Source organism: Streptomyces cinnamoneus, assembly GCF_014650495.1.
GTDB classification, from domain to species: domain Bacteria; phylum Actinomycetota; class Actinomycetes; order Streptomycetales; family Streptomycetaceae; genus Streptomyces; species Streptomyces cinnamoneus.
On the sequence record NZ_BMVB01000020.1, the window covers coordinates 38,840 to 64,146 of the forward strand.

Here is a 25,307-nt window from a genome sequence, read left to right on the forward strand (position 1 = left end):
CACGTTCGGTCCTGTCCCATCCCCGCTCAGAGGGACGGTGAAAACGCCCGCCGCGTTCCCTTGCAGAGATACGTACATGTGTGGCGTAACCGATCAGGGATGCGGGCGGTTACTCCGTACGAGGCCCTCTGGGGAGGGGGCACGGGGCGGGAGGGGAACCATGCCGGTCAGTCCGTACGCGCGGGAGCGGCTCGCCGCGGCGGCGGAGTCTCGCGGACGCTGTCGGAGGCGCTGGGGAAGCTGGGGGTCGATCCGAAGAGCTCATCAGTCGACGAGTCCGGGCCTACGGCGATGCTGAAGCTCGGCGTCGCCGAGCGTTGCTCACTCTGCGGCATCGCGCCCGAGCGGCAGGGCCGCCCGCTGCCACTTGAGGTGGATCACGCCGACGGAAACCGGCGCAACCACAGGATCGAGAATCTCCGCCTGCTCTGCCCCAACTGCCATGCCATCACGGATACCTGGTGCCGAGGCGACCGACGCAAACGAGAGCCCAGGTAGCGCTGTAGCTGCCCACATGCGACCGGTAGCATGGCAGAGCTTGCGGCCGTGGTGGAATGGCAGTCACGCAGCACTTAGGATGCTGTGGGAGAAATCCCGTGTGGGTTCGAATCCCACCGGCCGCACTGGGCCTTGCTCTTGGAATCGAAGGGGGCCGCCTCTGAATAAGAGGCGGCCCCCTTCGGCGTCCGTTCAGCCCACGAGCTCCCGGACCACCGGCACCAGGCCCCGGAACGCCTTGCCGCGGTGGCTGATGGCGTTCTTCTCCTCCGGCGCCATCTCGGCACACGTGCGGGTCTCGCCCAGGGGCTGGAGGACCGGGTCGTAGCCGAAGCCGCCCGAGCCCGCGGGCTCGTGGCGCAGGGTGCCCTCCAGGCGGCCCTCGACCACGCGCTCCGTGCCGTCCGGCAGGGCCAGGGCCGCGGCGCAGGCGAAGTGGGCGCCGCGGTGTTCCTCGGCGATGTCGGAGAGCTGGGCCAGGAGCAGGTCGAGGTTGGCCTTGTCGTCGCCGTGGGTGCCGGCCCAGCGGGCGGAGAAGATGCCGGGGGCGCCGTTCAGGACGTCGACGCAGAGGCCGGAGTCGTCGGCGATGGCGGGGTGGCCGGTGGCCTGCGCCAGCGCGTGGGCCTTGAGGAGGGCGTTCTCGGCGAAGGTGACGCCGGTCTCCTTGACGTCGGGGATCTCGGGGTAGGCGTCGGCGCCCACGAGCTCGACGTCCAGGCCGGCGGCGGCGAGGATCGCGTGGAGCTCGGTGACCTTGTTGGCGTTGCGGGTGGCGAGGATCAGGCGCTTCATGGTCCCGATTATCCCCGGGGCCCCGCTCGCCCCCGGTCTCCCGGGGGCCACTCACCCGGGCGTCGTTCGGCCGCCCCGGCTACTTCGACGTGCAGACCTTCGTCAGCTCGCCCGCCGCGTCCTTCAGGGGCGTCAGGTCCGGCGTCGCGTTCCGGCCGACCGCGTCGCGGACGTTGGTGATCGCCTGCTGGAGGTGGTCCAGGGCCTTGGCGACGTCGGTGTTGTTCGTCTTGTCCTTGAGCTTCTTGGTGTCCTGGTCGAGCGCGTCCAGGACCGCGCCCGTCCGGCCCGAGCCGTTCGCCGAGTCCGTCACGGTCTGCTGGAGGTCGTTGACGTCGTCGGTGATCTCGACGCCCAGACGGGCGCAGTCGACGGCCTTCTGGGCGGCGGAGCAGCCCACCGCCGGCGGCAGGACCAGCAGGGCCAGGGCCGCGAGGGCGTGGGGGTGGCGGCGTGCGGGCATCGGTGGCCTTCCGGTGGGGCGGGCGGGGGTACGGTCCGGGCCGGGTGGGCCGGACCGTACGCCTCTATGAACGCTTGCGCCGCACCGCATGGTTGCGGCTCCCGCGGGGTCCGCCGGCGGTCAGGAGGTCACAGCGTGCGGGCGAGGGCCTCGCGCTGGGCCGCGTCGAGGGAGGAGCAGCCGGCGACGGCGAGGTCGAGGAGGCTGTTGAGCTCGTCGCGGGCGAAGGGCTCGGCCTCGGCGGTGCCCTGGACCTCGACGAAGCGGCCGTCGCCGGTGCAGACGACGTTCATGTCGGTCTCGGCGCGGACGTCCTCCTCGTAGCAGAGGTCGAGGAGGGGGGTGCCGTCGACGATGCCGACGCTGACGGCGGAGACGGTGCCGGTCAGCGGCTTGCGGCCGTGCTTGATGAGCTTCTTGCCCTGGGCCCAGGTGATGGCGTCGGCGAGGGCGACGTAGGCGCCGGTGATGGCGGCGGTGCGGGTGCCGCCGTCGGCCTGGAGGACGTCGCAGTCGAGGACGACGGTGTTCTCGCCGAGGGCCTTGAAGTCGATGACGGCGCGCAGGGAGCGGCCGATGAGGCGGGAGATCTCGTGGGTGCGGCCGCCGATCTTGCCGCGGACGGCTTCGCGGTCGCCGCGGGTGTTGGTGGAGCGGGGCAGCATCGAGTACTCGGCGGTGACCCAGCCCTCGCCGGAGCCCTTGCGCCAGCGGGGGACGCCTTCGGTGAAGCTGGCGGTGCAGAAGACCTTGGTGTCCCCGAAGGAGATGAGGACGGAGCCTTCGGCGTGCTTGCTCCAACCGCGCTGGATGGTCACGGGGCGGAGCTGGTCGGGGGTGCGGCCGTCGATGCGAGACATGGTGATGAGCCTATCGGCACGGCAGAGGGCCCCGTTCCGGTTGGCGTGCTGGACGCGTGGCCGAAAAACGGGGCCCCTGGGTGTGCGGAGCGCGGTGGCTCAGCTCACAGCATGTCCTCGATCTCGCCGGCGATCGGGTCGGCGTCGGTGCCGATGACGACCTGGATGGCGGTGCCCATCTTCACGACGCCGTGGGCGCCGGCGGCCTTGAGGGCGGCGTCGTCGACGAGGGAGGGGTCGGCCACCTCGCAGCGGAGGCGGGTGATGCAGCCCTCGACCTCTTCGATGTTGTCGATCCCGCCGAGGCCGGCGACGATCTTCTCAGCCTTGCTGGCCATGTGCACTCCTGGTTGTCTCAGCCCTTCGGCGGTTCCACCGACCGGCTTTCACACGGTATCCCACGTATAGCCCAACTATGCGGGCGTTTGTCCGCCATCTGACGAAGGATGGCGAGCACCCGGTTCCGGCCACGGATCCTGTCCTTCCGCGCCGTTACCGGGAGATCCCCACCGCACCGCAAGTGGTCTACACCAGTATGCCAGCAGCCGGGAGGGCGCGATGAGTTCGACGGCCGCGGCGGAGCCGCGGAAGAGGAAGCGGCTGCACGGCCTCTTCCAGGGGCTGCAGAAGATGGGGCGCAGCCTTCAGCTGCCGATCGCGGTGCTGCCGGCGGCGGGCATCCTCAACCGGCTCGGCCAGCCGGACGTCTTCGGCAAGGACGGCCTGGGGTGGACGGACGTCGCCAAGGTGATGGCGGGCGCCGGCGGGGCGCTGCTGGACTCGTCCCTGGGCCTGCCGCTGCTGTTCGCGGTGGGCGTGGCGATCGGCATGGCGAAGAAGTCGGACGGTTCGACGGCGCTGGCGGCGGTGGCGGGCTTCCTCGTCTATTTCGCGGTGCTGCACCAGTTCCCCGAGGACTGCCCGGCCGGTGCCAAGCACACGGCGGTCGGTCTGCTGGGCGGGGTGTGCGTGACGGCGGCCGGGGAGCCGTCGGCGGCGGCGTACCAGAATCCGGGGGTGTTCGGCGGCATCGTGATGGGCCTGCTGTCGGCGTGGTTCTGGCAGCGGTATCACCGGGTGCGGCTGGTGGACTGGCTGGGTTTCTTCAACGGCCGCCGGCTGGTGCCGATCATCATGGCGTTCGTGGCGATCGGCTTCGCCGTCCTGTGCCTGGGGGTCTGGCCGTGGGTGGGTGCGCGGCTGACGGACTTCAGCGAGTGGCTGGTCGACCTGAGCTGGCTGGGCTCCGGGATCTTCGGCGTGGCCAACCGGGCGCTGCTGGTGGTGGGGCTGCACCAGTTCCTGAACGTCTTCGTGTGGTTCCAGTTCGGGGACTTCACCAAGCCGGACGGCCAGGTCGTGCACGGTGACATCAATCGTTTCCTGGCGGGCGACCCGACGGCGGGGCAGTTCACCTCGGGCTTCTTCCCGATCATGATGTTCGCGCTGCCCGCGGCCGCCCTGGCCATCGCCCACTGCGCGAAGCCGGAGCACCGCAAGGCGGTGAGCGGCATGATGCTCTCGGTGGGGCTGACGTCGCTGGTCACGGGTATCACCGAGCCGATCGAGTACTCGTTCCTCTTCATCGCCCCCCTGCTCTACGTGGTGCACGCGCTGCTGACGGGCGTGTCGATGGCGGTGACCTGGGGACTGGGGGTGCACGACGGCTTCAGTTTCTCTGCGGGACTGATCGACTATGTGATCAACTGGGGGCTTGCGACGAAGCCGGCGCTGATCATTCCGATCGGGCTGGCTTTCGGTGTCGTCTATTACGCGGTCTTCCGCTTCGCCATCACGTTCTTCGACATCCCGACGCCGGGCCGGGAGCCGGAGGCGGTGGCGGAGGAGATCGAGAAGGGCAACGTCGAGTAGTCGCGGCAGGGGGTCCGGCCTTCCGGGCGGCAGTGGGAAATCAACGTGCCGTAAGGGCGGCGTGACGCAGCGCAGAGCGCTCACGCCGCCCTTGCGCGTGTGGTCCACGGCACTGGGAACGATGGATTCCTTTATGCCGGACTCACGTGCTACAACAGGTCTAAACCACTAGTGGTGTAGACCAAATCGCGGGCCGTCCCCCTTCCCCTTGAGCGCCCGCCTCACCTGGAGGAATCCGATGAGTACGGCAGCCAAGGCGGCAAAGGCGGCGCCTGAAAAGGCGGCACCGGAAAAGGACAAGAAGAAGCGCGGCGCCGGAGCCATGGCGATAGCGCAGCGCATCGGCCGCAGCCTCATGCTGCCCGTCGCGGTCCTGCCCGCCGCCGCGCTGCTCGTCCGGCTCGGCAACAACGACATGCTCGGCCGTGACTCGTTCCCCGAGTTCATCACCAAGATCGCCGGCTATATGGCGGCGGGCGGCAACGCGCTGCTCGGCAACATGGCGCTGCTCTTCGCCGTCGGCGTGGCCATCGGCTTCGCGAAGAAGTCCGACGGCTCGACCGCCCTGGCCGCCGTGACGGGCTACCTCGTCTTCAAGGAGGTGCTCGCCACCTTCACCGACAAGAACCTGCCGAAGGTCGCCGCGGTCGTCGACGGCAAGATCGTCATGAACGAGGCGCCGGTCAACGCCGGTGTCCTCGGCGGTGTGGTCATGGGCCTGGTCGTGGCGCTCCTCTACCAGCGCTACAGCCGCAAGAAGCTCCCCGACTGGCTGGGCTTCTTCGGCGGCCGCCGCCTGGTCCCGATCCTCTCGGCCTTCGCCGGTCTCCTCATCGGCATCCTCTTCGGCCTCATCTGGCCGGTGCTGGGCACGGGTCTGCACAACTTCGGCGAGTGGCTCGTCGGTTCCGGTGCCGTGGGCGCGGGCATCTTCGGCGTCGCCAACCGCGCGCTGATCCCGGTCGGCATGCACCACCTGCTCAACTCCTTCCCGTGGCTGCAGGCCGGTGACTATCACGGCAAGCACGGCGACATCGCCCGCTTCCTGGAGGGCGACCCGGCCGCCGGCCAGTTCATGACCGGCTTCTTCCCGATCATGATGTTCGCGCTGCCCGCCGCCTGCCTGGCGATCGTGCACTGCGCCCGCCCGGAGAACCGCAAGGTCGTCGGCGGCATGATGGGCTCGCTGGCCCTCACCGCGTTCGTCACCGGCGTGACCGAGCCCATCGAGTTCACGTTCATGTTCATCGCCCCGGTGCTGTACGCGATCCACGCGGTGCTCACCGGTGTCTCGCTGGCCCTGACCTGGGCGCTCGGCATGAAGGACGGCTTCGGCTTCTCCGCCGGCGCCATCGACTTCCTGCTCAACCTGGGCATCGCCTCCAAGCCGTGGCTGCTGGCCGCGGTGGGCCTGTGCTTCGGTGCGCTCTACTACGTGGTGTTCCGCTTCGCGATCACCAAGTTCAACCTCCCGACCCCGGGCCGCGAGCCCGAGGGCCAGCTGGAGGACGCGGGCAAGTAAGCCCCTCCGCCCGACGCGAGAGGCCCCCCGGAACCGTGCGGTTCCGGGGGGCCTCTCGCATGGGCCGACGGCAACGGTCGTCCGGACGCGGGCCGCCGGGGCGCCCTACAGCTCGTACACCGCTCCCGCGTGCGCCAGTTCCGCCGGGCCGTCGTAGACCGAGCGGGCGTCGCGGAGGTTGGTCAGGGGGTCCGTCCACGGGGGGATGTGGGTGAGGACGAGACGGCCGGCCCCGGCGGCCGCCGCGACGGCGCCCGCCTCCAGGCCGTTGAGGTGGAGGTCGGGGATGTCCTCCTTGCCGTGCGTGAACGACGCCTCGCACAGCAGCAGGTCCGCACCCCGCGCCAGCTCGTCCAGGGCCTCGCAGGGGCCGGTGTCGCCCGAGTACACCAGCGACCTGCCGTCGTGCTCGACGCGGAAGGCGTACGCCTCGACCGGGTGGCTCACCCGGGCCGTACGGACCGTCAGGGGGCCGAGGGTGACGGTGCCGGGCGAGAGTGTGCGGAAGTCGAAGACCTCGCTCATGCACGCCTCGTCGGGTACGTCGCCGTACGCCGTCAGCAGCCGCTGCTCGGTGCCCGCGGGCCCGTAGACGGGCACGGCGTCGGCCCTGCCGCCCTCGTGACGGTAGTAGCGGGCGACGAAGTAGCCGCACATGTCGATGAAGTGATCGGGGTGCAGGTGCGACAGGAGCACGGCGTCGAGGTCGTAGAGGCCAATGTGGCGCTGGAGCTCGCCCAGGGCACCGTTGCCCATGTCGAGGACGATCCGGTAGCCGTCGGCCTCCACCAGATAGCTCGAACAGGCCGATTCCGTGGACGGGAACGAGCCCGAGCATCCGACGACGGTGAGCTTCATGCGGGCCTGAACCTCCGTGGGCTGGTGACGGGGGGCCATGCGGTGCAGTCGAGAGTAAGGCGAGAACGCGACGGTGACTCCTCCGGAAGGGGGGCGTGTGGGCGGAATCACCAGGACGGACCTGGGCCCGGCGACGGCCTCCACGCCCCTCACGGCACAGGGGCAACACCCCCCTGCCCGGTGCCGCGCACAGCACAAGGGCCCCGGCCCGCGCCCGGGGAACGGGCGCGGGCCGGGGCCCTGCGAACCGGAAGCTGCAACGGTGCGAAGAAGCGCCCGAAAGGGCGGGGCCGGGCGGTCGCCTCGGCGGCCTACAGCGGCCGGTGCCGCTCGGCACGGTCCAGGGTGTCCATGAAGCGCTGGAAGCGCTCGGCCGACTCCTTGCTGCCGGCCGTCACCGTGAACACCTCGGGCGACATGAAGGCCGCCAGCCGCTCACGCGTCTCGGGTGCGAGCGCATCCCATGCCGCTCTATCCAGCCGTGACTGCGCCACAGTTTCCGCACTGCCAGTTTCCATTGTTGAGTTGCCTCATGTCCGAAGATCCACATGCGGGACAGTTCATGTGCGTCTCCTACGGGATGATGTCAGCCGCTTGCCAACATCGGTAGTAGCAGTTCACCCGTGCACAGTTCTGGTTGTTACGGACCGGCGCGGACAGGTGGTGGACGGGTGGTGCGGCGCGCTATGCCCAGAGCTGGCCGTGCAGCGCCTCCACCGCCTCGTCGGTGGTGGCGGCGGTGTAGACGCCGGTGGAGAGGTACTTCCAGCCCCCGTCGGCGACGATGAAGGCGATGTCGGCGCTCTCCTCCGCCCGTACGGCCTTGCGGGCGACGCCCAGCGCGGCGTGCAGCACGGCGCCCGTGGACACCCCCGCGAAGATGCCCTCCTCGGCGAGGAGTTCGCGGGTGCGGCGCACCGCGTCCTCGGAGCCCACGGAGTAGCGGGTGGTGAGCACGGAGGCGTCGTAGAGCTCCGGGACGAAGCCCTCGTCGAGGTTGCGCAGGCCGTAGACCACGTCGTCGTAACGGGGCTCGGCGGCGACGATGTGCACGCCGGGCTTGTGCTCGCGCAGGTAGCGGCCGACGCCCATGAGGGTGCCGGTGGTGCCGAGGCCGGCCACGAAGTGGGTGATCTCGGGGAGGTCGGCGAGGATCTCGGGGCCGGTCGTGGCGTAGTGAGCGCCGGCGTTGTCGGGGTTGCCGTACTGGTAGAGCATCACCCAGTCCGGGTGCTGCCCGGACAGCTCCTTGGCGACCCGCACGGCGGTGTTCGAGCCGCCGGCGGCGGGCGAGGGGATGATCTCGGCGCCCCACATGGCCAGCAGCTGCCGCCGCTCCTCGCTGGTGTTCTCCGGCATCACGCACACCATGCGGTAGCCCTTGAGCTTGGCGGCCATGGCGAGGGAGATGCCGGTGTTGCCGGAGGTGGGCTCCAGGATCGTGCAGCCCGGCGTCAGCCGGCCGGCCTTCTCGGCCTGCTCGATCATGTGCAGCGCGGGGCGGTCCTTGACCGAGCCGGTGGGGTTGCGGTCCTCCAGCTTGGCCCAGACCCGCACGGACGGCGAGGGGGACAGGCGCGGCAGACGGACGAGCGGGGTGTTGCCCACCGCGGCCAGGGGGCTGTCGTAGCGCATGGGGAGCGGCCCGGTCAGGCCATGCCGCCGGCGACCGCCGGAAGGATGGTGACGCTGTCGCCGTCCGCCAGCTCGGTGGCGATGCCGCCGAGGAAGCGGACGTCCTCGTCGTTGAGGTAGACGTTCACGAAGCGGCGCAGCTCGCCGCCGGCGGACTCGTCGACCAGGCGCTCGCGGATGCCGGCGTGCCGGGTCTCCAGGTCCTTGAAGAGCTCGTCGATCGTGGCGCCGCTGCCCTCGACGGCCTTCTGGCCGCCGGTGTAGGTGCGGAGGATGGTCGGGATGCGGACCTCGATGGCCATGGATGTGCTCCTGTCGGAGTGCGGGGAGGTGCCTGCGTGCGCCGGGGCGTGCTTCCGGGACAACCGTGGGCGCATCGTATCGATTCCCCGTGCGCCAGCCGTACGTTCGTCCCGGCATGCGGAACGGCAGGTCTCAGCCTTCGGTACGTCCCGGGTAGGCGTCGACGATCTCGACCTCCTCCTCGGTGATCTCGCCGTCGACGATCCGGAAGGAGCGGAACTGGAAGGGGCCCGCGCCGTCGGTGTCGGCGGTGGAGACGAGGACGTAGTGGGCGCCCGGCTCGCCCGCGTAGCTGACGTCGGTGCGGGAAGGGTACGCCTCGGTGGCGGTGTGCGAGTGGTAGATGACCACCGGCTCCTCGTCGCGGTCGTCCATCTCGCGGTAGAGCTTCAGCAGGTCGGTGGAGTCGAACTCGTAGAACGTGGGCGAGCGGGCCGCGTTCAGCATCGGGACGAACCGCTCGGGGCGGCCGCTGCCGACGGGGCCGGCGATCACGCCGCACGCCTCGTCGGGGTGGTCGGCCCGGGCGTGCGCGACGATCCGGTCGTGGAGGTCCTGTGCGATGGTCAGCATGCGCGCCAGGATAAGCACAGGGCCCGCCCGTACCGGGAGCGGTACGGGCGGGCCCTGGTGCCGTGCGGTGACTACTTGGTGAGCGAGTAGTCCTTGCGCTCGAACGCCTGCGGGTTGCGCTTCTTCATGACCAGGTAGGAGACCCACATGATCGCGGCCCAGACGGGGGCGCAGTACAGCGAGATCCGCGCGTCCTTGTCGATGCCCATCATCACGATGACCATGAAGATGAAGGCGAGGGCGAAGAGGCTGGTCCACGGCGCACCGGGGGCGCGGAACGCGGACTGCGGGAGCTCGCCGCGGTCGGCCTTGCGGCGGTAGCGCAGCTGGGCGACGAGGATCACGATCCACGCCCACATGCCGGAGATGGTCGCGAAGGAGACGACGTAGTCGAACGCCTTGCCCGGCCACTCGTAGTTGATCACGACACCGACGAGCATCAGCGCGGCGGAGAAGGTGGTGCCGCGCAGCGGCAGGCCCTTCTTGGTCAGCTGACCGAAGAACTTCGGCCCCTGGCCGTTGAGCGAGAGGTCGCGCAGCATGCGGCCGGTGGAGTACATGCCGGAGTTGCAGGACGACAGCGCCGCGGTGAGGACGACGAAGTTGACGATGCCGGCGCCGGCCGGCAGGCCGATCTTCTGGAAGGCGGCCACGAAGGGGCTGACGCCCGGCATGAACTCGCCCCACGGGACCACGGCCAGGATGATGATCAGCGCGCCGATGTAGAAGACCGCGATGCGCCACGGCACGGTGTTGATCGCCTTGGGGAGCGTCTTCTCCGGGTCCTTGGCCTCGCCCGCGGTGACGCCGACCAGCTCGACGGCGAGGAAGGCGAACATCACGATCTGCAGGGTCATCAGGGTGTTGCCGATGCCGTGCGGGAAGAAGCCGCCGTCGTTCCAGAGGTTGGTGACGGTGGCGGTGTCACCGGCGTCGGAGAAGCCGATGGTGAGCACGCCGATGCCGATGAGGATCATGCCGATGATGGCGGTGACCTTGACCATCGAGAACCAGAACTCCAGCTCACCGAAGAGCTTCACGGAGATCAGGTTGGCGAAGTACAGGATGACGGTGAAGACCAGCGCGGAAACCCATTGCGGAATGGAATGGTTCCAGTACTGCACATAGGAGGCCGCGGCGGTCACCTCGACGATGCCGGTGACGACCCAGAAGAGCCAGTACGTCCATCCGGTCACATAGCCCCAGAAGGGACCGAGGAACTCTCGGGCGTAGTCCGAGAAGGAACCCGACACCGGGCGGTACATGAGCAGCTCACCGAGCGCTCGCATGATGAAGAAGATGACCAGGCCGGCAATGGCGTAGGCCAGGATCAAGCTGGGTCCGGCCTTCGATATCGCCTTGCCCGCGCCCAGGAACAGGCCGGTGCCGATGGCGCCACCAATGGCGATCATCTGAATCTGTCGGTTACCGAGTCCCCGCTCGTAACCCTCGGAAGCTTCCTTGCCGCTTCCCTCTCCGTCCCGCACTGCGGTGCGGTCGGCGACCTGCTCAGAGGTCATGGTGGTGCGCCTTTCTCCATACCGATCCGGTTGCTCCGGATCGGGTTCCGATCCCCCCGGATGGAGTCCTGCTCAGCGCCGACGGTCGGTCGGCTAGCGCTTCCGCTGCGACAGGGGTGGCGTCGCAGAGGCAGGTCGGCAAGAAGTATCACGTGTAAAGATGAGATCATCGACGCGGTTGTGGCGCACGGCACAAAAAAATCCGGACACAAGTGACCGGGGCCACCAATAGTCATCGCTTCGGTGACGTGATCGTTATGCGGATTTGAGTGCCCGTTGAGCGGACACGGTCAAAATGCCCCCGGAATGCATTCTTCCGCCGCAGGTCGGGGGGCAGGCCGGACCGGTCAGGCCATCAGTGCTTCGACGAGGGTCTCCTGCAGTCCGCCGAGCCAGAGGTAGGCCATCACCATCGGCTTGCGGGGGTCCTCGTCCGGCAGCCGGAAGAGCGTCTCGCCGTCGTCCTCGTCGGTGATCTCCAGCCGGGCCCCGATGGTCAGCCGGAGGTCGTTGAGCGCGCCGAGCCACTGCCGGCAGCCGTCGGGGGCCAGCCGCAGCACGGCGTCGCCCCCGGCCGCACCGCTGTCGCCGGCGGAGAGGGCGTCGAGCGAGCGGACCATGCCGAGCGCGTCCTCCCGCTTGCGCTCGCGCAGGTCGTTCTCGGTGTAGCGGCGGAATTCGGCGGCGTGCGCACGCTCCTGCCGGTCCTGCTCGGCGCCGGGGGTGCCGTAGGCATCGGGGAAGAGCCGGGCCAGGGCGGGATCGGCAGGAGGCTCGCTGGGGCCCTCGGCGAACAGCCGGGCCAGCGGGTCGGCGGCGTCGGCGCCCTGCGCCTCGCCCGGCCCGATCAGCTCCAGGAGCTGCACGGCCAGGCTGCGCAGGATGGAGATCTCGACCTCGTCCAGGGCAACGGCGGCCCCGCCGCCGGGAAGCGGCTCGAAGTGCCCGGCCATCAACGGTCCTGCGACAGGGTCGCCCAGAGCCCGTAGCCGTGCATCGCCTGCACGTCGCGCTCCATCTCCTCGCGACTGCCGCTGGAGACCGTCGCACGGCCCTTGTGGTGGACGTCGAGCATCAGCCGGTGCGCCTTGTCCTTGGGGTAGCCGAAGTACGCCTGGAAGACATACGTCACATAACTCATGAGGTTGACGGGGTCGTTATGAACCAGCGTTACCCATGGGACGTCGGGTTCGGCCACCGCGAAGGGCGATTCGCCCGTTTCAGGCCGTTCGATCTCGACCGGTGCAACACTCACGCTTCCCATGCTGCCACTCGGCGACTCCCGGTGCACAAACGGGGGGCCGTATCCGGGGCCGGAACAACGGACTCCAGAAATCGTCACTCTGACGAGTACGGGGGTAGCATCTGCGCCATGAACGCTGCGGACCTGAGGCTCCCGGTCGACGTTCCATCGACGGCCCTCTTCACCGACCGGTACGAACTCACGATGCTGCAGGGTGCGCTGCGGTCCGGCACCGCCGGACGCCGCTCCGTCTTCGAGGTCTTCACCCGCCGGCTGCCCGAGGGGCGCCGCTACGGCGTCGTCGCGGGCACCGGCCGGGTCCTGGACGCCGTGGAGAACTTCCGCTTCGACGGCGGCGTGCTGGACTTCCTCGCCCAGCAGCGGATCGTGGACGAGCCGACCCTGGCCTGGCTGGCCGACTACCGCTTCCGCGGTGACATCTGGGGCTACCCCGAGGGCGAGGTGTACTTCCCCGGCTCGCCCGTCCTGCGCGTCGAGGGCACCTTCGCCGAGGCGGTCCTGCTGGAGACCGTGATCCTCTCGATCCTCAACCACGACTCCGCCGTCGCCGCCGCGGCCTCCCGGATGGCGGTGGCGGCCGGCGAGCGGCCGCTGATCGAGATGGGGGCGCGCCGCACCCACGAGCTGGCGGCCGTCGCCGCGGCCCGCGCCGCCTTCGTGGGCGGCTTCGGCTCCACCTCCGACCTGGCGGCCGGCTTCCGCTACAACATCCCGACCGTCGGCACCAGTGCGCATGCCTTCACGCTGCTGCACGACAGCGAGCGCGACGCCTTCACGGCACAGGTGGACTCGCTCGGCGGGGGCACGACGCTGCTGGTGGACACCTTCGACGTCGCCGAGGCGGTCGCGATGGCCGTCGAGGTGGCGGGACCGGGCCTGGGGGCCGTACGGATCGACTCCGGCGACCTACTGCTGCTCGCCCACCGGGTGCGCCGCCAGCTGGACGACCTGGGCGCCAAGGACACCAGGATCGTGGTCACCAGCGACCTCGACGAGTACGCCATCGCCTCGCTGGCCGCCGCGCCCGTGGACGCCTACGGCGTGGGCACCCAGCTGGTGACCGGCAGTGGGCACCCGACCTGCTCGATGGTCTACAAGCTGGTGGCGCGCGCCGAGGGCACCGGGCCCGACGCGCCGCTGCGGCCGGTGGCCAAGAAGTCGATGGGCGGCAAGACCTCCCACGGCGGCCGCAAGTGGGCCGCCCGCCGCCCGGACGCGTGCGGGGTGGCCGAGGCCGAGGTCGTGGGCACCGGCGAGGTCCCCGCGGAGCTGGCGGACCGGCAGCTGCTCGTCGAGCTCGTGCGGGGCGGCGAGGTCGTCGGCCGCGAGCCCCTGGCGGCGGCGCGCGAGCGGCACGTCGCGGCGCGTGCGGCGCTGCCGATGTCGGCGACCCAGCTCTCGCGCGGCGAGCCGGTGCTGCCCACGGAATACCTCTGAGGGCGCCCGAGTGCCCCTCCCCTAACCCCACCGGAGTCACTACCCTCGGTCACACAGGGTTGATCCGCACCGTCGGCCGAGAGCCCCTCACCTAAGGATCTGCACCATGAACCGTGCGTTGATCATCGTCGACGTGCAGAACGACTTCTGCGAGGGCGGCAGCCTCGCGGTGGCCGGCGGCGCCGACGTCGCGGCAGCGATAACCGACCTGGTGGGCGAGGCGCCCGCCGGGTACGCACACGTCGTCGCCTCGCGCGACATGCACATCGACCCGGGCGACCACTTCTCCGACCGCCCGGACTACGAGCACTCCTGGCCGCGGCACTGCGTGGCGGGCACGGAGGGCAGCGGCTTCCACCCCAACCTCTCCCCCGCCATCGCCTCCGGGGCGGTCCAGGCCGTCTTCGACAAGGGCGCCTACGCGGCCGGCTACAGCGCGTTCCAGGGCACCGACGAGAACGGCACGGAGCTCGCGGACTGGCTGCGGGCGCGCGAGGTGACCGACGTGGACGTGGTCGGCATCGCCACCGACTACTGCGTACGGGCCACCGCGCTGGACGCCCGCCGGGCCGGCTTCGGCACCCGCGTGCTGCTCGACCTCACCGCGGGAGTGGCCCAGGAGACCACCGAGCGGACCCTGGAGGAGCTGCGGGAGGCGGGCGTGGAGCTGAGCGGGAAGCCGGTCGTCCAGGGCGGCTGAGGGCGACCGGGGGCCCTGGGGCGTGGGGTCTGTGCTGACCCGTCGGACACCCCCTAGGAGGGGCGCGCGGCGTCCGGGGCCCGCAGCAGGCTGGCGATCGGGTGCCAGGACTCGGTGTCGTCGTCCGGCACGGACCGCCACACGACCCCGTCGGGGTGGTGCAGCACCGCCGTGATCTCGTCCGGCGTGGGCGGCTCGGTGTTGCCGCGCAGGTAGACGGCGCGCAGACCGAGGTTGCGGAGCCGGGTGAGGGCGCGCTGGCGGTTGACGGCGTGCACGAGCACCCGCACGCGCGCTCCTGGCCGCACGGCACCGCCCGGCGGGCCCGCCAGGGACAGGGCGACGACGACGCTGCCGTCGGGGAGCTTGGCGAACCCACCACCTGCCATCTGCCTCACTGCTCCCCTGGGACTGAGGGCGACCATAAGACCATCATGGTGGGCATTCTCGGCACGATCGGCCGCCGCCCGCTAGGGGGCGACGGCCGATGCACGCCTGACCTGCAAAGACGCAGGCTACTGCGGGGTTACTTGGTGGACGGGCCCACCTGGATCGTCATCGTCGAGCCGCCGAGGGCCTCGGTGAGGATCCGGATCCGGGTGTTGGTGTCGGTGAGCTTCACCGCGCCGGTCGGGTTGGCCTCGTCGTAGTAGGTGTTCTTGTGGTCGTCGAAGACCGGGACGCCCAGCTTGGGCTTGACCCGGGTGGCGACGCCGTCCTTGTGGACGGTGTAGCCCTGGGTCGGGTACCAGCTGAAGGTCGAGTCGTACGCCTGGAAGCGGTTGCGCATGAGCGAGCCGTCCGACCACTTCTCGGCCTTGGGGTGCGCGTCGACGGGCAGGATGCGGCCCGAGCCCGGGTGGACGCCGACGTTGTTGTCCGCCTGCGAGGTGTCCCACAGCCAGATGAGCAGGCCGTTCTGGTACGGGAAGTGCTCCACCCAGGCCGGCTTGGCCGTCTTCCAGCCGAAGTTGTACGGGCCGACCTTGAGGGTCTTGTCGTACGAGACGTACTGGCGGTTCTCGGCGATGTAGTACTGCGGGTACTCCTTGGTGAAGGAGGCGCCGATGCGCGAGAAGCCCTTGGCCGTCCAGCCGTTGTCGTCGCCCTCGGCACCGTCGGTGACGAGCGCCGTGCCGTCGGCGGTGAGGGTCAGGGCGTCGGCCGTGAAGCCCTTGCCGCCGGCGCCGCCGTCGGTGGCGTAGCGGAAGCGCAGGTCGATCTTCTTGCCGGCGTAGGCGTCGAGCGGGAACGCCAGCTTCTTGTACGCGCCCGAGACACCGGTCAGGGCGGGCTTGTCGCCGCCGTCACGCGTGATGGACTTGCCGTCGGCGGTGCCGTCGAGGGGCGTCCAGTTGGCGCCGCCGTCCGTGGAGACCTCGGTGTAGAGGAAGTCGTAGTTCTCCTCGATGTCCCACCAGCCCGAGAGGTCCAGGGACGCCTTGGCCTTGCCGGTGAGGTCGACGGAGCGCGTGAGCGTGTTCTTCAGGTCGTCGCCGGCGCCGCTCCACCACTGCTTCGAGCCCTCGGCGGGCTTGACGACGTCGGTGGTGACCTTCTTGGCGGGGAGGTCGACGACGAGCGCCTGCTTGTCCTTGGTGTTGTACTCGGCGACGCCCAGCCTGTGGGTCGAGCGGGTCGCGGCCTTGGCCTTGTCGTAGCTGAGCCAGCCGAGCTGGAGCTTGTCCCAGGCGCTCATGTCGCCGGGCAGGTCGCCGATGGTGTCCTTGCCCCGGCCGAGCCAGGAACCGGAGGACATCAGGGACCAGAAGTCGACGGAGGACTCACCGGTCCCGGTGGTGTCGTACTCGTCGGGGAGGCCCAGGTCGTGGCCGTACTCGTGGGCGAAGACGCCGAGGCCGCCGTTCTCGGGCTGCATGGTGTAGTCGCCGACCCAGATGCCGGTGTCGCCGATCTGCGTGCCGCCCGCCTTGTTGTTCGCGGGGCCGGTCTTCCCGGCGTCGGAGCCGTAGGCGTACCAACGGTGGGCCCAGATGGCGTCCTTGCCCTGGGCGCCGCCGCCCGCGGACTCGTCCTCACCGGCGTGCACGATCTGGAAGTGGTCGATGTACCCGTCCGGCTCGTTGAAGTTGCCGTCGCCGTCGAAGTCGTTGCGGTCCCACTGGTCGTACTTGGCCAGCTCCGCCTTGATGTCCGCGTCCGGGCGGCCGGCGGCCTTCTGGTCGGCGACCCACTGGTTGACGCCGTCGCGCACGAGGTCCCAGGCGCTGGGGCAGTTGGTGGAGCCGCAGTAGTTGGAGCCGTAACGGGCCTCGTTCCACTGGACCTTGACCCAGTCGGTGACGCTGCCCTCGACGGAGTAGCGGCCCGAGGACTGCTTCTCGTAGTACTTGGCGAGGGACTCCTTGTTCTCGTCGTGCGAGAAGTAGAGGTCCTGGAAGTACTGGCGGTTGTAATCCTTCTGCCAGGCCGTGCTGTTGTCCTTCGCACGGTCCGGCTGGGCTATCAGGTTGTGCGCGGGGCCGGCCTTGCCGCCGTACTTCTTGACGGGCGGCTTGGGGCCGTCGGGGCCGTCCGGGTCGTACATGGTGGTGTCGTCGACCTTGTCGCCGAAGTCGACCAGGATCGTAAAGATCTTGTCGGTCTTCTCGCGGGCCATCTCGACGTACTTGCCCTTGCCGAGCTGGACGACCTTCGACGCGCCGCGCTGCTCGGCCTTGGCGTCACCGGAGATCACCTGCTCCAGCGCCGCCTTGCGCTGGGCCTCCTGCTTCTTGCTGAACGGGCCCTTGAGGTCGTGCTCGGCACCGCGCTTGACCTGCGCCGGGTCCTGGCGCTGAACGTTCGTGGGGTCGGCGGTCGGCGAGCCGGTCACGCCCGCCGCCTGCGCGATCCCCGCCGTCAGGGTGCCCGTGCCGAGGGCCGCGACCACGGCGGCCACCGCGGCGGATCGGACGACCCTCCGTTGGCTGATCTTCACTTGTGAATGTCCTCCCCAGTAACAACTGTGGAGGTATTTGACCGGAGTGACGCATGAAAAGACAGACCTTGACTGCGGCGATCAGAGCAAGTACGTTATCCGGCCTTTAACTTGCGGATATCGGGCGACAACGGGCGCGCCGGTTCCCCTTGCTGCCGCCGCGGCGCGCCCGTGCGCCCCCAATGCTCCCAGTACCGTGGGTTAGGTCACGCTTACCGCCAGTTCCCCTCGGGCAAAGAGCACCGTAGAGTCGATAGCGGTATGTACCAACGGTACGTACCAGCCGACTCCGCACTCCCCCCATACCGACGCCCTTTGCCTTGAGGACGGATACCGCCATGCCGCGTCCGACTCCTGCACAGATCGCCTACGGATCGGCCACCGTCGTCTTCTCGACCCTCGCCATGCTCCTGCTGTCGCAGGCCGGGTCGGGCCTCGGCGTCGCCGTCATCGCCCTGACCGCCCTCGCGCTCGGCCTGGCCGTCGCCGCCGCCGTGGGCCTGCGGACGCCGCGCGGACGCGCGGCCGCCGCCACCCCGCCGTCCCAGGCGCGCACGCCCGCGCACGCGGGCCGGGCCGCCGCGGGCGCGGTCGCGGGGGAGCACTCACTCCACGGTTGAGACCACCACGGTCTTGGCCGCCTTGTCGTGGATGCACTGGTGGTAGGGCTGGTCCCAGGTGCACCACAGCACGTTGACGAGCCAGAAGACGAAGCCGCAGCACGGCACGATCTGGGGCAGGGAGTAGACGGCGGCGCGCGTCCAGCCCGGCCTGCCCTCCGGGATCGCGCCGTTGTCCAGCATCGCGACCCGGATCTTCATCAGCATCTTGCCCAGCGTCTGCCCACGGGTCGTCAGCATCAGGCCCTCGTAGACGAAGTAGACGAGGGAGACGATGATCGACAGGCCGGTCGACTTGCTCTGGTCGTCCCAGGGGTCGGACCGCCAGGCGATCCCCCAGAAGAGTGCGCTCACCGGGATGCTCACGATGAGCCCGTCGACGATGCGCGCGATCAGCCGGCGGAAGCGGTTCGCCAGCGGCGGCATGCCCGCGAGCGGATCGGTCGCGCCGTACTGGCCGCCGTAGGGATTCTGCGGGTCGCCCCCGTACGGGCCACCGGCGTACGGGCCCCCGGCGCCCGTCCCACCGTACGGACCGCCGCCCTGCGGGCCCCCGGCACCCGTCCCGCCGTACGGGCCGCCGCCCTGACCTCCGCCCTGCGGACCACCCCCGGCCGGGCCGCCGGCCCCGGCGCCCGGGTAGGGCGGGGGCTGCGGGGACTCCGGCTCGGAGGGCCGCTTCTGGAAGGGGTCGTCGGCGTCGCCGCCCCGCGGCTGGTCGTGGCTCATGGACCCAGTGGAACCCAGCCTTCCGGCTTCCGCATCCGGCTGTGTGCCGTTCGAGTCGTGCCGTCCGGGGAGGGGGTCAGCCCTTGGCCGCGGCGACGAACGTACGGGCCGCCTTGTCGTGCCAGCACTGGCGCCACGGCCGGTCGAACAGGCACCACAGCACGTTCAGCACGCCGACGGCCGCCGCCCCCAGCAGGCCGTAGACCAGCCACCTGCGCAGCGCGGCACCGAAGGAGGCCGTGTCGTGCGACTCGATGTCCAGGACGCGCAGGCCGAACACCTTCTTGCCCAGGGTCCGTCCCCACTTGGCGGTCGGCAGGGCTTCGTAGAGCAGGCCGCCGACGAGCAGCACGGCGAGCACGATCGCCAGGTAGGTGCCCGTCGTGCCGTCGAGCAGCCAGACCGTCACGGTCTCGCCGGACTGCCGGGCCTCCTCCACCTTCGCGTCGATGTGCTCGACCGACTTGCCCCACAGCGGCGCGGCGACGGCGCCCACCGCACCGCCGAGCACGACGGTGTCCAGCAGCCGGGCGGCCAGGCGCCGGCCCAGCCCCGCGGGACGGCCCTGGGCCTGCGCCGCCAGCAGGAACGGGTCGTCCTTGGGCGGCTTCCAGGGCGCGACCGCCTCACCGGCACCGGGCTGAGGCTGCTGGGCGAGCTGCTGCACCTGCTGGGCCCAGCCCACCGGCTGCGGCTGGGACTGCGCCCGAAGCTGCGGCCGGTCGGCGGGCACGGGCGCGGACGCCGGGCGCCGGGCCGGGAGGGAGGCCGCCTCGGGCTGTGGCGCCTCGGCGGCCTGCGGCTCGGGCCACACCTGCGGCGCGGGCCGGGCGGCCGGGGCGGTGCGCGGCCCGGCCGGCAGCGGAGCGGGCGGCCCTCCGGGGGCCGAGCCGTGCGGCTTGGGCCGGAGGGTGAGCGTGCCCTGGCCCGGGGCGGGGGCCTCCGGCGCCGGGGTCGCGGCCGCTGCCGGGCGGGCCTCCTGGACGGAGGGCTCCGCGGCGGCCGGCTCGGGCAGGCGCGGGTCACGGGCCCTGGGCAGCGCCGGGCCGGTGCCCGCGCCGCCGCCGCTCCGGTCCTCGCTCCGGCTCCCGCTGCGGTCCTCGCTCTGGCTGCCGCCCCAGGAGACGCGGTCCTTCTCCCGGCCGAAGCCGTCCTGCTGCGCGGTGTCCGCCTGCCAGGCCCCGGACCGCGGCTCGGTGCGGGCCTCGGGCAGCTCCGGCTCCTCGTCGAGGAACACCGGACCGGTCTCGTCCGGCAGCTGGACCGCGGGCCGCCGCTCCTGACGCGGCGTCGGCGGCACGGGGGCGGCGAGCGCGGGCAGCGGCGCGGCGGCCACCGAGGCGGGGGGCGAGGGCATCGGCTCGCCCTTGGCGGGGGCGGGCCGGCTGGTGCCGGGCACCCAGGCCGTGCCGCTCCAGTAGCGGATGTAGCCGGGGATGGACGGGTCGGGGTAATAGCCCGCGCGGGGAGTGTCCCCGGCGCCGTCAGGAGAGGTCACCAATGCCCCCAACTCCGATCATGCACACCACACTTGACCTATCCGCCGTCTCCGGCCACCACAGCGTCCGGGCGGACACCTCCGTCCGCCCCTGCACGACACTAACGAAGAGCGGCGCCGCCGGAAGAAGGTGACCGCCAGAAAGACTGCCTTCGGGCGACAGCGGAGAGGTTTCACGGCCGGAAACAGGACACTCGAACGAGAGCCGCCCGCAAGGTTGTACGAACATCCCGGCCGGCCCGGAACCCCCTCCGGGCCGGCCGCACCCGCGCTAGGTGCTCCGCCGGGAGCGCAGAAACGTCAGGACGCCGCAGAGAACGCTCCGCAGCAATTCCCACCCGGGCGCTATGGCCGTCGATTTCCTCACCCTGGAGAAATACTCGTCGCTGGTGAGCTCGCCGGCCATCCAGCGCCTCCCCGACTCGACCATCTCGCCATCCCGCGTGATCATGAGGACCCCCTGCCCTGCTAGACCTGTGTCGACCATAGGACCCCGCGATCCGCGACGCCCGTTTCGCCGCACCTTCACACCTTCTACCCCACCATTGAGGTAGTCTCACCTGGCCAATTACCGTAATCCCCCAGGCGAATCATTCATTCCGCCGCAGCCCTGCGCCCCAGAGCCGTGGCAGTTCCGATCATGTGTGCGAATACCAGCACATAGGACTTGCGCACCTTGGAGAGCTCCTTCGCCTTCGGCGCGTCAATAATCAAAACCCCCTGGGCGACGCTCCCGGCGTACGCCGGGGCGACGAGGGCCGACTGATAGTCGTCACCCAGGTTGATTTTCAAATTACCCTTGGTGTCCCGGTTGTCATCAATATAGACCGGCTCGCCCTGCATTATCGCGTTGAGCAGGGCCTGTTCGTCCTTCTCGTCGAACCGCTCCGGAGGGTTGGCACCGCCGTACACCACCTCCCTCTTCAGGCGGCCCTCCTCGTCCAAGGAGTAGAAGGCCGCCCGCGCCCTGGAGCTGACATCCTTCGCGAGCGTGGTGATGAGCCGGTCATGGATCTGCCGCAGGATGGCCAGGGAATCATCCGGCCCGGACGTCAGCGTCCCCATGTGGTCGATGACCGCGGACATCGCCGCTTCGAATTTGATGCCCTCGACCTGGCGATAACGCCGCTGGGCCACCAGCGAGAGCAACGGTGCCAGCATCGCGCTGATCGCCGCACAGACAATGAGCAGAATCTTTCCGGCGCCCTCGGTGCCGCCGATTTGCGTGGTACAGAGAACGGTCAGGCCGGGGGAGACAACAGGGAGCGCATAGAAGAAGAAATCGCTCCATTTCGATTGTTTGTTGTTGTCCGCCATTACACCTTCTTCGAGACATCGGCCGCTGCGAGAGCGATCCATTATCCCGGCGTTTTCCCTTCCGTCAGCCCGGACGAGGAGAAGCTTCGGCGCAGCGGGGGGAGCACTCGCCGGGCGCGCGCCCTCGGCACGGTCCCGTGCGCGTCGGGCCGCAGGAAATCATGCGAAGTCGCGTCATGAAACGCCGTTCGCGGCCTCTCTTCCGGTGCCGGTCCCCGAGGAGAGAGGGCGCACTCATGCACACCGTGGTGGAACGAGACCTGAAGGTCGACATGGTCCTGTCGCCGGAGCGCAGCATTCCGGTCGCGGCCCGGCTGTCCTACCGGACAGTCGATCCCTACGCCGTCCACTTCACCTTCCACATCGCCTCGGAGAAGCCGGTGACGTGGACGTTCGCCCGTGAGCTGCTGATGGCCGGCATCTTCCGGGCGAGCGGCGTGGGCGACGTGCAGGTCTTTCCCGGCACGGACCGGAAGCAGGCGGTGCTGTGCGTCGCGCTGTCCTCGCCGGAGGGGCAGGCGCTGCTGGAGGCCCCGGCCCGGGCGGTGACGGCCTGGCTGGACCGGACGCTGCAGGTCGTGGCGCCGGGCGAGGAGCGGGGGTGGCTCGCCCTCGACGAGGGCCTGCGGGAGCTGCTGGCGTCCGGGGCGTAGTCCCGGCGCGGGGGTACGCCCCCGCGCCGGGCGCCCGCCCGCCGGGGCGCGTCCGCTCTAGAGGACCTTGCCGGGGTTGAGCAGGCCGAGCGGGTCGAAGACGGCCTTGATGCCGCGCTGCACTTCCATGGCCACCGGCCCGGCCTCCCTGGCGAGCCACTCCCTCTTCAGCACGCCCACCCCGTGCTCTCCGGTGATGGTGCCGCCGAGCTCCAGGCCGAGGGCCATGATCTCGTCGAAGGACTCCCGGGCGCGGCGGGCCTCGTCGGGGTCCGCGGGGTCGAAGCAGACCACGGGGTGGGTGTTGCCGTCGCCGGCGTGCGCGCAGACGCCGATGGTCAGGCCGTACTTGTGGCCGATGGCGGCGGTGCCCTCCAGCATGGCGGCGAGGCTGCCGCGCGGGACGCAGACGTCGTCGATCATCGTGGCGGGCCGCAGCCGCTCCAGGGCGGGCAGGGACATCCGCCGTGCCTGCAGCAGCAGGGCGGACTCGGCGGCGTCCTCGGCGGGCACCACCCCGGTGGCGCCGGCCGCGGTGCACAGCTCGCCGACGGCGGCGAGGGAGGGTGCCGGGTCGGGCGCGTCGAAGGCGACGAGGAGGAGGGCCTGCGTGGACTCCGGCAGGCCCATGCGGGCCATGGAGTTGACCGCGCGCACGGTCGTGCCGTCCATCAACTCCAGCAGCGACGGCGCGTGTCCCTGCTGCATGATCTGCCGAACGGCCTCGCACGCCTGCCCGACGGAGGGGAACTCGGCCGCCAGCACGAGCTGTTCGGGTGGCGCGGGCCGCAGCGCGAGGACGGCCCGTACGACCACGCCCAGGCTGCCCTCGGAGCCGACGAAGAGGCGGGTGAGGTCGTAGCCGGCCACGCCCTTGGCCGTGCGGCGGCCGGTGGTGAGCAGCCGTCCGTCGGCGAGGACCACGTCCAGGCCGAGGACGTACTCGGCGGTCACGCCGTACTTCACACAGCACAGGCCGCCGGAGGCGGTGCCGATGTTGCCGCCGATGGTGCACTGTTCCCAGCTGGAGGGGTCGGGCGGGTAGCACAGGCCGTGTTCGGCGACGGCGCGGGAGAGGGCGGCGTTGACGACGCCCGGCTCGACGACGGCGATCCGTTCGACCGGGTCGATCTCGACGATCCGGTCCATCCTGACGAGCGAGAGCACGATGCAGCCGTCGGTGGCGTTGGCCGCGCCGGACAGGCCGGTGCGGGCCCCTTGCGGGACGACGGGCACGCGCAGCGCGGTGGCCGTGCGCATGACGTGCTGGACCTGCTCGACGGTGCGCGGCAGGACGACCACGGCGGGAACGCCGGCCCGGCAGAAGCTCGCCATGTCGTGGGCGTAGGAGGCGGTGACGTCGGGGTCGGTGACGAGGACCTCGTCGGGGAGCCCCTCGCGCAGTAAGTCGATCAGTTCGTCCATGGGGAGTTCCTTCCCCTGCCCGCCCCTTCCCGTAACCGGGGCCCCGCCCCGGACCCCGGTCCTCACGTGCCGGACCGGGGTCCGCCGGGGTCAGAGGTTGCCGCGCTTCTCCTGCTCGCGCTCGATCGCCTCGAAGAGCGCCTTGAAGTTGCCCTTGCCGAAGCCCATGGAGCCGTGCCGCTCGATCATCTCGAAGAAGACGGTCGGGCGGTCCTGGACCGGCTTGGTGAAGATCTGCAGCAGGTAGCCGTCCTCGTCGCGGTCGGCGAGGATCTTCAGCTCGCGCAGGGTGTCGACGGGCACCCGGGTCTCGCCGACCCACTCGCCGAGCGTGTCGTAGTACGAGTCGGGGGTGTCCAGGAACTGGACGCCCGCGGCGCGCATGGCCCGCACGGTGGCGACGATGTCGTTCGTGGCGAGCGCGATGTGCTGGACGCCGGGGCCGTTGTAGAACTCCAGGTACTCGTCGATCTGCGACTTCTTCTTGGCGATGGCCGGCTCGTTGAGCGGGAACTTCACCTTGCGGGTGCCGTCCGCGACGACCTTCGACATGAGCGCGGAGTACTCGGTGGCGATGTCGTCGCCCACGAACTCCTTCATGTTGGTGAAGCCCATGACGTTGTTGTAGAAGGACACCCACGCGTCCATCTTGCCGAGCTCGACGTTGCCCACGCAGTGGTCGATGGCCTGGAAGCGGCGCGGGCCGGGCTCGACGATCGGCGCGGCGGCGACGTAGCCGGGCAGGTAGGGGCCGGTGTAGCCGGAGCGCTCGACGAGCGTGTGGCGGGTGCTGCCGTACGTGGCGATGGCGGCCAGCACGACGGTGCCGTGCTCGTCGCTCACCTCGTGGGGCTCCTCCAGGCCGGTGGCGCCGTGCTCGACGGCGTAGGCGTACGCGGCGCGCACGTCCGGCACCTCGATGGCGAGGTCCACGACCCCGTCGCCGTGCTCGGCCACGTGCTCGGCGAGAAAGCGGCCGCGGTCGGTGACCGGCTTGATCACGGTCGTGAAGACGAAGCGGGCGCTGCCGGACTCCAGGACGTAACTGGCCGTCTCGCGGCTGCCGTTCTCCGGCCCGGAGTAGGCGACGCGCTTCATGCCGAAGGCGGTGGAGTAGTAGTGGGCGGCCTGCTTGGCGTTGCCGACGGCGAAGACGACCGCGTCCATCCCCTTGACCGGGAAGGGGTCCGCCTGCCGTGCGGTGTGAGGGGTGTGATCCGTGGTCTGAGTCATGGCCGCAGGGTCTCGCCGATCCACAAGGTGCGCAATAGTTGGCGTATTCGCTGGGCATTCTGCATAGCGGCAGCCCAGTGTTACCGGGCGTTCTGTGCAGGATGACTATGAGAGGCGGCTCACGGTGATCGATCGTTTGGACGGCAGGCTGCTGGAGCTGCTCGCGGAGGAGCCGCGGATCGGGGTGCTGGAGGCGTCGCGGCGCCTCGGCGTGGCGCGCGGCACGGTGCAGGCGCGGCTGGACCGGCTGCAGGCGCAGGGGGTGATCAGGGGTTTCGGGCCGGACGTGGACCCGGCGGCGCTGGGCTATCCGGTGACGGCCTTCGCGACGCTGGAGATCAAGCAGGGCCAGGGGGCGGACGTGCGCAGCCACCTGGCGACGGTCCCGGAGGTGCTGGAGCTGCACACCACGACGGGCCACGGCGACATGCTGTGCCGGCTGGTGGCCCGCTCCAACGCGGACCTCCAGCGGGTGATCGACAAGGTGGTGGGCTTCGACGGGATCGTCCGGGCCTCCACGGCGATCGTCATGGAGAACCCGGTGCCGCTGCGGATCATCCCGCTGGTGAAGCAGGCGTCGGAGGACTGAGG

General features: G+C 70.3%; 27 protein-coding genes and 1 tRNA gene. 9 read left to right on the plus strand and 19 right to left on the minus strand.

Annotated features, from left to right (window positions below; genetic code table 11):
* The first annotated feature begins 291 nt into the window (after positions 1-291).
* Positions 292-498, plus strand: a complete 207-nt coding sequence (locus tag IE182_RS32205) for an HNH endonuclease (protein ID WP_373303605.1) — start codon at positions 292-294, stop codon at positions 496-498.
* 42 nt (positions 499-540) lie between these two features.
* Positions 541-623, plus strand: a tRNA-Leu gene (locus tag IE182_RS23985).
* 67 nt (positions 624-690) lie between these two features.
* Here the strand turns inward: IE182_RS23985 and rdgB are convergent.
* The 4 genes from rdgB to IE182_RS24005 form a co-directional block, all read right to left on the minus strand.
* Positions 691-1,293, minus strand: coding sequence for an RdgB/HAM1 family non-canonical purine NTP pyrophosphatase (gene rdgB / locus IE182_RS23990; protein WP_190111987.1), 603 nt, complete (start codon positions 1,291-1,293; stop codon positions 691-693).
* A gap of 79 nt (positions 1,294-1,372) precedes the next feature.
* Complete coding sequence (locus IE182_RS23995) at positions 1,373-1,756, minus strand: hypothetical protein (RefSeq protein ID WP_190111988.1); 384 nt, start codon at positions 1,754-1,756, stop codon at positions 1,373-1,375.
* A gap of 128 nt (positions 1,757-1,884) precedes the next feature.
* A complete protein-coding gene (gene rph / locus IE182_RS24000; RefSeq protein ID WP_190111989.1) occupies positions 1,885-2,616 on the minus strand; it encodes a ribonuclease PH in 732 nt (243 codons plus the stop codon).
* Positions 2,617-2,720: 104 nt separating this feature from the next.
* On the minus strand, positions 2,721-2,954 hold the full coding sequence (locus tag IE182_RS24005) for a PTS sugar transporter subunit IIB (protein ID WP_190111990.1): 234 nt from the start codon (positions 2,952-2,954) through the stop codon (positions 2,721-2,723).
* 220 nt (positions 2,955-3,174) lie between these two features.
* Between IE182_RS24005 and IE182_RS24010 the strand changes: the two genes are divergently transcribed.
* Positions 3,175-4,488, plus strand: a complete 1,314-nt coding sequence (locus IE182_RS24010; RefSeq protein ID WP_190111991.1) for a PTS transporter subunit EIIC — start codon at positions 3,175-3,177, stop codon at positions 4,486-4,488.
* A 238-nt stretch (positions 4,489-4,726) separates the two neighbouring features.
* Positions 4,727-6,010 (plus strand): PTS transporter subunit EIIC, encoded by a 1,284-nt coding sequence (locus IE182_RS24015; RefSeq protein ID WP_190111992.1) that lies wholly within the window; start codon positions 4,727-4,729, stop codon positions 6,008-6,010.
* 105 nt (positions 6,011-6,115) lie between these two features.
* Here IE182_RS24015 and IE182_RS24020 read toward each other — a convergent pair whose 3' ends face one another.
* From IE182_RS24020 to clpS, 8 genes are all read right to left on the minus strand, one after another.
* Positions 6,116-6,868 carry an MBL fold metallo-hydrolase gene (locus tag IE182_RS24020; protein WP_190112061.1) on the minus strand — a complete coding sequence of 251 codons (753 nt, stop codon included), beginning with the start codon at positions 6,866-6,868 and terminating at the stop codon, positions 6,116-6,118.
* 471 nt (positions 6,869-7,339) lie between these two features.
* A complete protein-coding gene (locus IE182_RS32845; protein WP_190111993.1) occupies positions 7,340-7,432 on the minus strand; it encodes an eL43 family ribosomal protein in 93 nt (30 codons plus the stop codon).
* Between the two features lie 120 nt (positions 7,433-7,552).
* Complete coding sequence (locus IE182_RS24030) at positions 7,553-8,503, minus strand: PLP-dependent cysteine synthase family protein (protein WP_190111994.1); 951 nt, start codon at positions 8,501-8,503, stop codon at positions 7,553-7,555.
* Between the two features lie 14 nt (positions 8,504-8,517).
* Positions 8,518-8,805 (minus strand): MoaD/ThiS family protein, encoded by a 288-nt coding sequence (locus IE182_RS24035; protein ID WP_190111995.1) that lies wholly within the window; start codon positions 8,803-8,805, stop codon positions 8,518-8,520.
* Positions 8,806-8,938: 133 nt separating this feature from the next.
* Positions 8,939-9,379, minus strand: coding sequence for a M67 family metallopeptidase (locus IE182_RS24040; protein WP_190111996.1), 441 nt, complete (start codon positions 9,377-9,379; stop codon positions 8,939-8,941).
* A gap of 71 nt (positions 9,380-9,450) precedes the next feature.
* The gene (locus tag IE182_RS24045) at positions 9,451-10,899 is read right to left on the minus strand and encodes an amino acid permease (protein ID WP_190111997.1); all 1,449 of its coding nucleotides are present in this window, start codon (positions 10,897-10,899) and stop codon (positions 9,451-9,453) included.
* Between the two features lie 347 nt (positions 10,900-11,246).
* Entirely contained in the window at positions 11,247-11,852 is a 606-nt protein-coding gene (locus IE182_RS24050) for a DUF2017 domain-containing protein (RefSeq protein WP_190111998.1), read from the minus strand.
* Positions 11,852-12,163 carry an ATP-dependent Clp protease adapter ClpS gene (gene clpS, locus IE182_RS24055; protein ID WP_190111999.1) on the minus strand — a complete coding sequence of 104 codons (312 nt, stop codon included), beginning with the start codon at positions 12,161-12,163 and terminating at the stop codon, positions 11,852-11,854. The genes IE182_RS24050 and clpS overlap by 1 nt, the downstream gene beginning before the upstream one ends.
* Positions 12,164-12,271: 108 nt before the next feature.
* On the opposite strand from clpS, the gene IE182_RS24060 reads away from it, so the two are divergent.
* Both IE182_RS24060 and IE182_RS24065 read left to right on the plus strand, forming a co-directional pair.
* A complete protein-coding gene (locus IE182_RS24060; protein WP_190112000.1) occupies positions 12,272-13,600 on the plus strand; it encodes a nicotinate phosphoribosyltransferase in 1,329 nt (442 codons plus the stop codon).
* 106 nt (positions 13,601-13,706) lie between these two features.
* Positions 13,707-14,300: an isochorismatase family protein gene (locus tag IE182_RS24065; protein ID WP_190112001.1), complete on the plus strand. Its 594-nt coding sequence runs from the start codon at positions 13,707-13,709 to the stop codon at positions 14,298-14,300.
* A gap of 53 nt (positions 14,301-14,353) precedes the next feature.
* Here the strand turns inward: IE182_RS24065 and IE182_RS24070 are convergent, their stop codons facing one another.
* Both IE182_RS24070 and IE182_RS24075 read right to left on the minus strand, forming a co-directional pair.
* A complete protein-coding gene (locus IE182_RS24070) occupies positions 14,354-14,689 on the minus strand; it encodes a hypothetical protein (RefSeq protein ID WP_190112002.1) in 336 nt (111 codons plus the stop codon).
* A 137-nt stretch (positions 14,690-14,826) separates the two neighbouring features.
* A complete protein-coding gene (locus IE182_RS24075) occupies positions 14,827-17,241 on the minus strand; it encodes an immune inhibitor A domain-containing protein (protein WP_229845061.1) in 2,415 nt (804 codons plus the stop codon).
* Between the two features lie 338 nt (positions 17,242-17,579).
* Here IE182_RS24075 and IE182_RS24080 point away from each other — a divergent pair, with 338 nt between their 5' ends.
* A complete protein-coding gene (locus tag IE182_RS24080; protein ID WP_190112067.1) occupies positions 17,580-17,861 on the plus strand; it encodes a hypothetical protein in 282 nt (93 codons plus the stop codon).
* On the opposite strand, the gene IE182_RS24085 is transcribed toward IE182_RS24080, so the two are convergent.
* The 3 genes from IE182_RS24085 to IE182_RS24095 all read right to left on the minus strand — a co-directional run bounded on the left by IE182_RS24085 (position 17,847) and on the right by IE182_RS24095 (position 21,405).
* Positions 17,847-18,590 (minus strand): RDD family protein, encoded by a 744-nt coding sequence (locus tag IE182_RS24085; RefSeq protein ID WP_190112003.1) that lies wholly within the window; start codon positions 18,588-18,590, stop codon positions 17,847-17,849. The two genes, IE182_RS24080 and IE182_RS24085, sit on opposite strands and share 15 nt — an antisense overlap.
* Before the next feature lie 76 nt (positions 18,591-18,666).
* Complete coding sequence (locus tag IE182_RS24090) at positions 18,667-20,088, minus strand: RDD family protein (protein WP_190112004.1); 1,422 nt, start codon at positions 20,086-20,088, stop codon at positions 18,667-18,669.
* 594 nt (positions 20,089-20,682) lie between these two features.
* Complete coding sequence (locus IE182_RS24095; RefSeq protein ID WP_190112005.1) at positions 20,683-21,405, minus strand: GAF domain-containing protein; 723 nt, start codon at positions 21,403-21,405, stop codon at positions 20,683-20,685.
* Positions 21,406-21,641: 236 nt separating this feature from the next.
* Between IE182_RS24095 and IE182_RS24100 the strand changes: the two genes are divergently transcribed.
* Positions 21,642-22,058, plus strand: a complete 417-nt coding sequence (locus IE182_RS24100; RefSeq protein WP_190112006.1) for an SsgA family sporulation/cell division regulator — start codon at positions 21,642-21,644, stop codon at positions 22,056-22,058.
* 57 nt (positions 22,059-22,115) lie between these two features.
* On the opposite strand, the gene IE182_RS24105 is transcribed toward IE182_RS24100, so the two are convergent.
* Entirely contained in the window at positions 22,116-23,483 is a 1,368-nt protein-coding gene (locus IE182_RS24105) for an FAD-binding oxidoreductase (RefSeq protein WP_190112007.1), read from the minus strand.
* A gap of 90 nt (positions 23,484-23,573) precedes the next feature.
* Complete coding sequence (gene hppD, locus IE182_RS24110; RefSeq protein ID WP_190112008.1) at positions 23,574-24,716, minus strand: 4-hydroxyphenylpyruvate dioxygenase; 1,143 nt, start codon at positions 24,714-24,716, stop codon at positions 23,574-23,576.
* Positions 24,717-24,840: 124 nt separating this feature from the next.
* Between hppD and IE182_RS24115 the strand changes: the two genes are divergently transcribed.
* Positions 24,841-25,305 carry an Lrp/AsnC family transcriptional regulator gene (locus IE182_RS24115; RefSeq protein ID WP_190112009.1) on the plus strand — a complete coding sequence of 155 codons (465 nt, stop codon included), beginning with the start codon at positions 24,841-24,843 and terminating at the stop codon, positions 25,303-25,305.
* Positions 25,306-25,307 lie beyond the last annotated feature (2 nt).

Bases quoted from the DNA above. Each gene is read 5' to 3' on its own strand.
- IE182_RS24040 (WP_190111996.1), bottom strand. From the start codon at position 9,379: ATGCTGACCATCGCACAGGACCTCCACGACCGGATCGTCGCGCACGCC.
- IE182_RS24035 (WP_190111995.1), bottom strand. From the start codon at position 8,805: ATGGCCATCGAGGTCCGCATCCCGACCATCCTCCGCACCTACACCGGC.
- IE182_RS24015 (WP_190111992.1), top strand. From the start codon at position 4,727: ATGAGTACGGCAGCCAAGGCGGCAAAGGCGGCGCCTGAAAAGGCGGCA.
- hppD (WP_190112008.1), bottom strand. From the start codon at position 24,716: ATGACTCAGACCACGGATCACACCCCTCACACCGCACGGCAGGCGGAC.
- rdgB (WP_190111987.1), bottom strand. From the start codon at position 1,293: ATGAAGCGCCTGATCCTCGCCACCCGCAACGCCAACAAGGTCACCGAG.
- IE182_RS24060 (WP_190112000.1), top strand. From the start codon at position 12,272: ATGAACGCTGCGGACCTGAGGCTCCCGGTCGACGTTCCATCGACGGCC.
- clpS (WP_190111999.1), bottom strand. From the start codon at position 12,163: ATGGGAAGCGTGAGTGTTGCACCGGTCGAGATCGAACGGCCTGAAACG.
- IE182_RS24080 (WP_190112067.1), top strand. From the start codon at position 17,580: ATGCCGCGTCCGACTCCTGCACAGATCGCCTACGGATCGGCCACCGTC.
- rph (WP_190111989.1), bottom strand. From the start codon at position 2,616: ATGTCTCGCATCGACGGCCGCACCCCCGACCAGCTCCGCCCCGTGACC.
- IE182_RS24005 (WP_190111990.1), bottom strand. From the start codon at position 2,954: ATGGCCAGCAAGGCTGAGAAGATCGTCGCCGGCCTCGGCGGGATCGAC.
- IE182_RS32845 (WP_190111993.1), bottom strand. From the start codon at position 7,432: ATGAACTGTCCCGCATGTGGATCTTCGGACATGAGGCAACTCAACAAT.
- IE182_RS24085 (WP_190112003.1), bottom strand. From the start codon at position 18,590: ATGAGCCACGACCAGCCGCGGGGCGGCGACGCCGACGACCCCTTCCAG.
- IE182_RS24020 (WP_190112061.1), bottom strand. From the start codon at position 6,868: ATGAAGCTCACCGTCGTCGGATGCTCGGGCTCGTTCCCGTCCACGGAA.
- IE182_RS24070 (WP_190112002.1), bottom strand. From the start codon at position 14,689: ATGGCAGGTGGTGGGTTCGCCAAGCTCCCCGACGGCAGCGTCGTCGTC.
- IE182_RS24095 (WP_190112005.1), bottom strand. From the start codon at position 21,405: ATGGCGGACAACAACAAACAATCGAAATGGAGCGATTTCTTCTTCTAT.
- IE182_RS23995 (WP_190111988.1), bottom strand. From the start codon at position 1,756: ATGCCCGCACGCCGCCACCCCCACGCCCTCGCGGCCCTGGCCCTGCTG.
- IE182_RS32205 (WP_373303605.1), top strand. From the start codon at position 292: ATGCTGAAGCTCGGCGTCGCCGAGCGTTGCTCACTCTGCGGCATCGCG.
- IE182_RS24050 (WP_190111998.1), bottom strand. From the start codon at position 11,852: ATGGCCGGGCACTTCGAGCCGCTTCCCGGCGGCGGGGCCGCCGTTGCC.
- IE182_RS24030 (WP_190111994.1), bottom strand. From the start codon at position 8,503: ATGCGCTACGACAGCCCCCTGGCCGCGGTGGGCAACACCCCGCTCGTC.
- IE182_RS24105 (WP_190112007.1), bottom strand. From the start codon at position 23,483: ATGGACGAACTGATCGACTTACTGCGCGAGGGGCTCCCCGACGAGGTC.
- IE182_RS24100 (WP_190112006.1), top strand. From the start codon at position 21,642: ATGCACACCGTGGTGGAACGAGACCTGAAGGTCGACATGGTCCTGTCG.
- IE182_RS24065 (WP_190112001.1), top strand. From the start codon at position 13,707: ATGAACCGTGCGTTGATCATCGTCGACGTGCAGAACGACTTCTGCGAG.
- IE182_RS24010 (WP_190111991.1), top strand. From the start codon at position 3,175: ATGAGTTCGACGGCCGCGGCGGAGCCGCGGAAGAGGAAGCGGCTGCAC.
- IE182_RS24045 (WP_190111997.1), bottom strand. From the start codon at position 10,899: ATGACCTCTGAGCAGGTCGCCGACCGCACCGCAGTGCGGGACGGAGAG.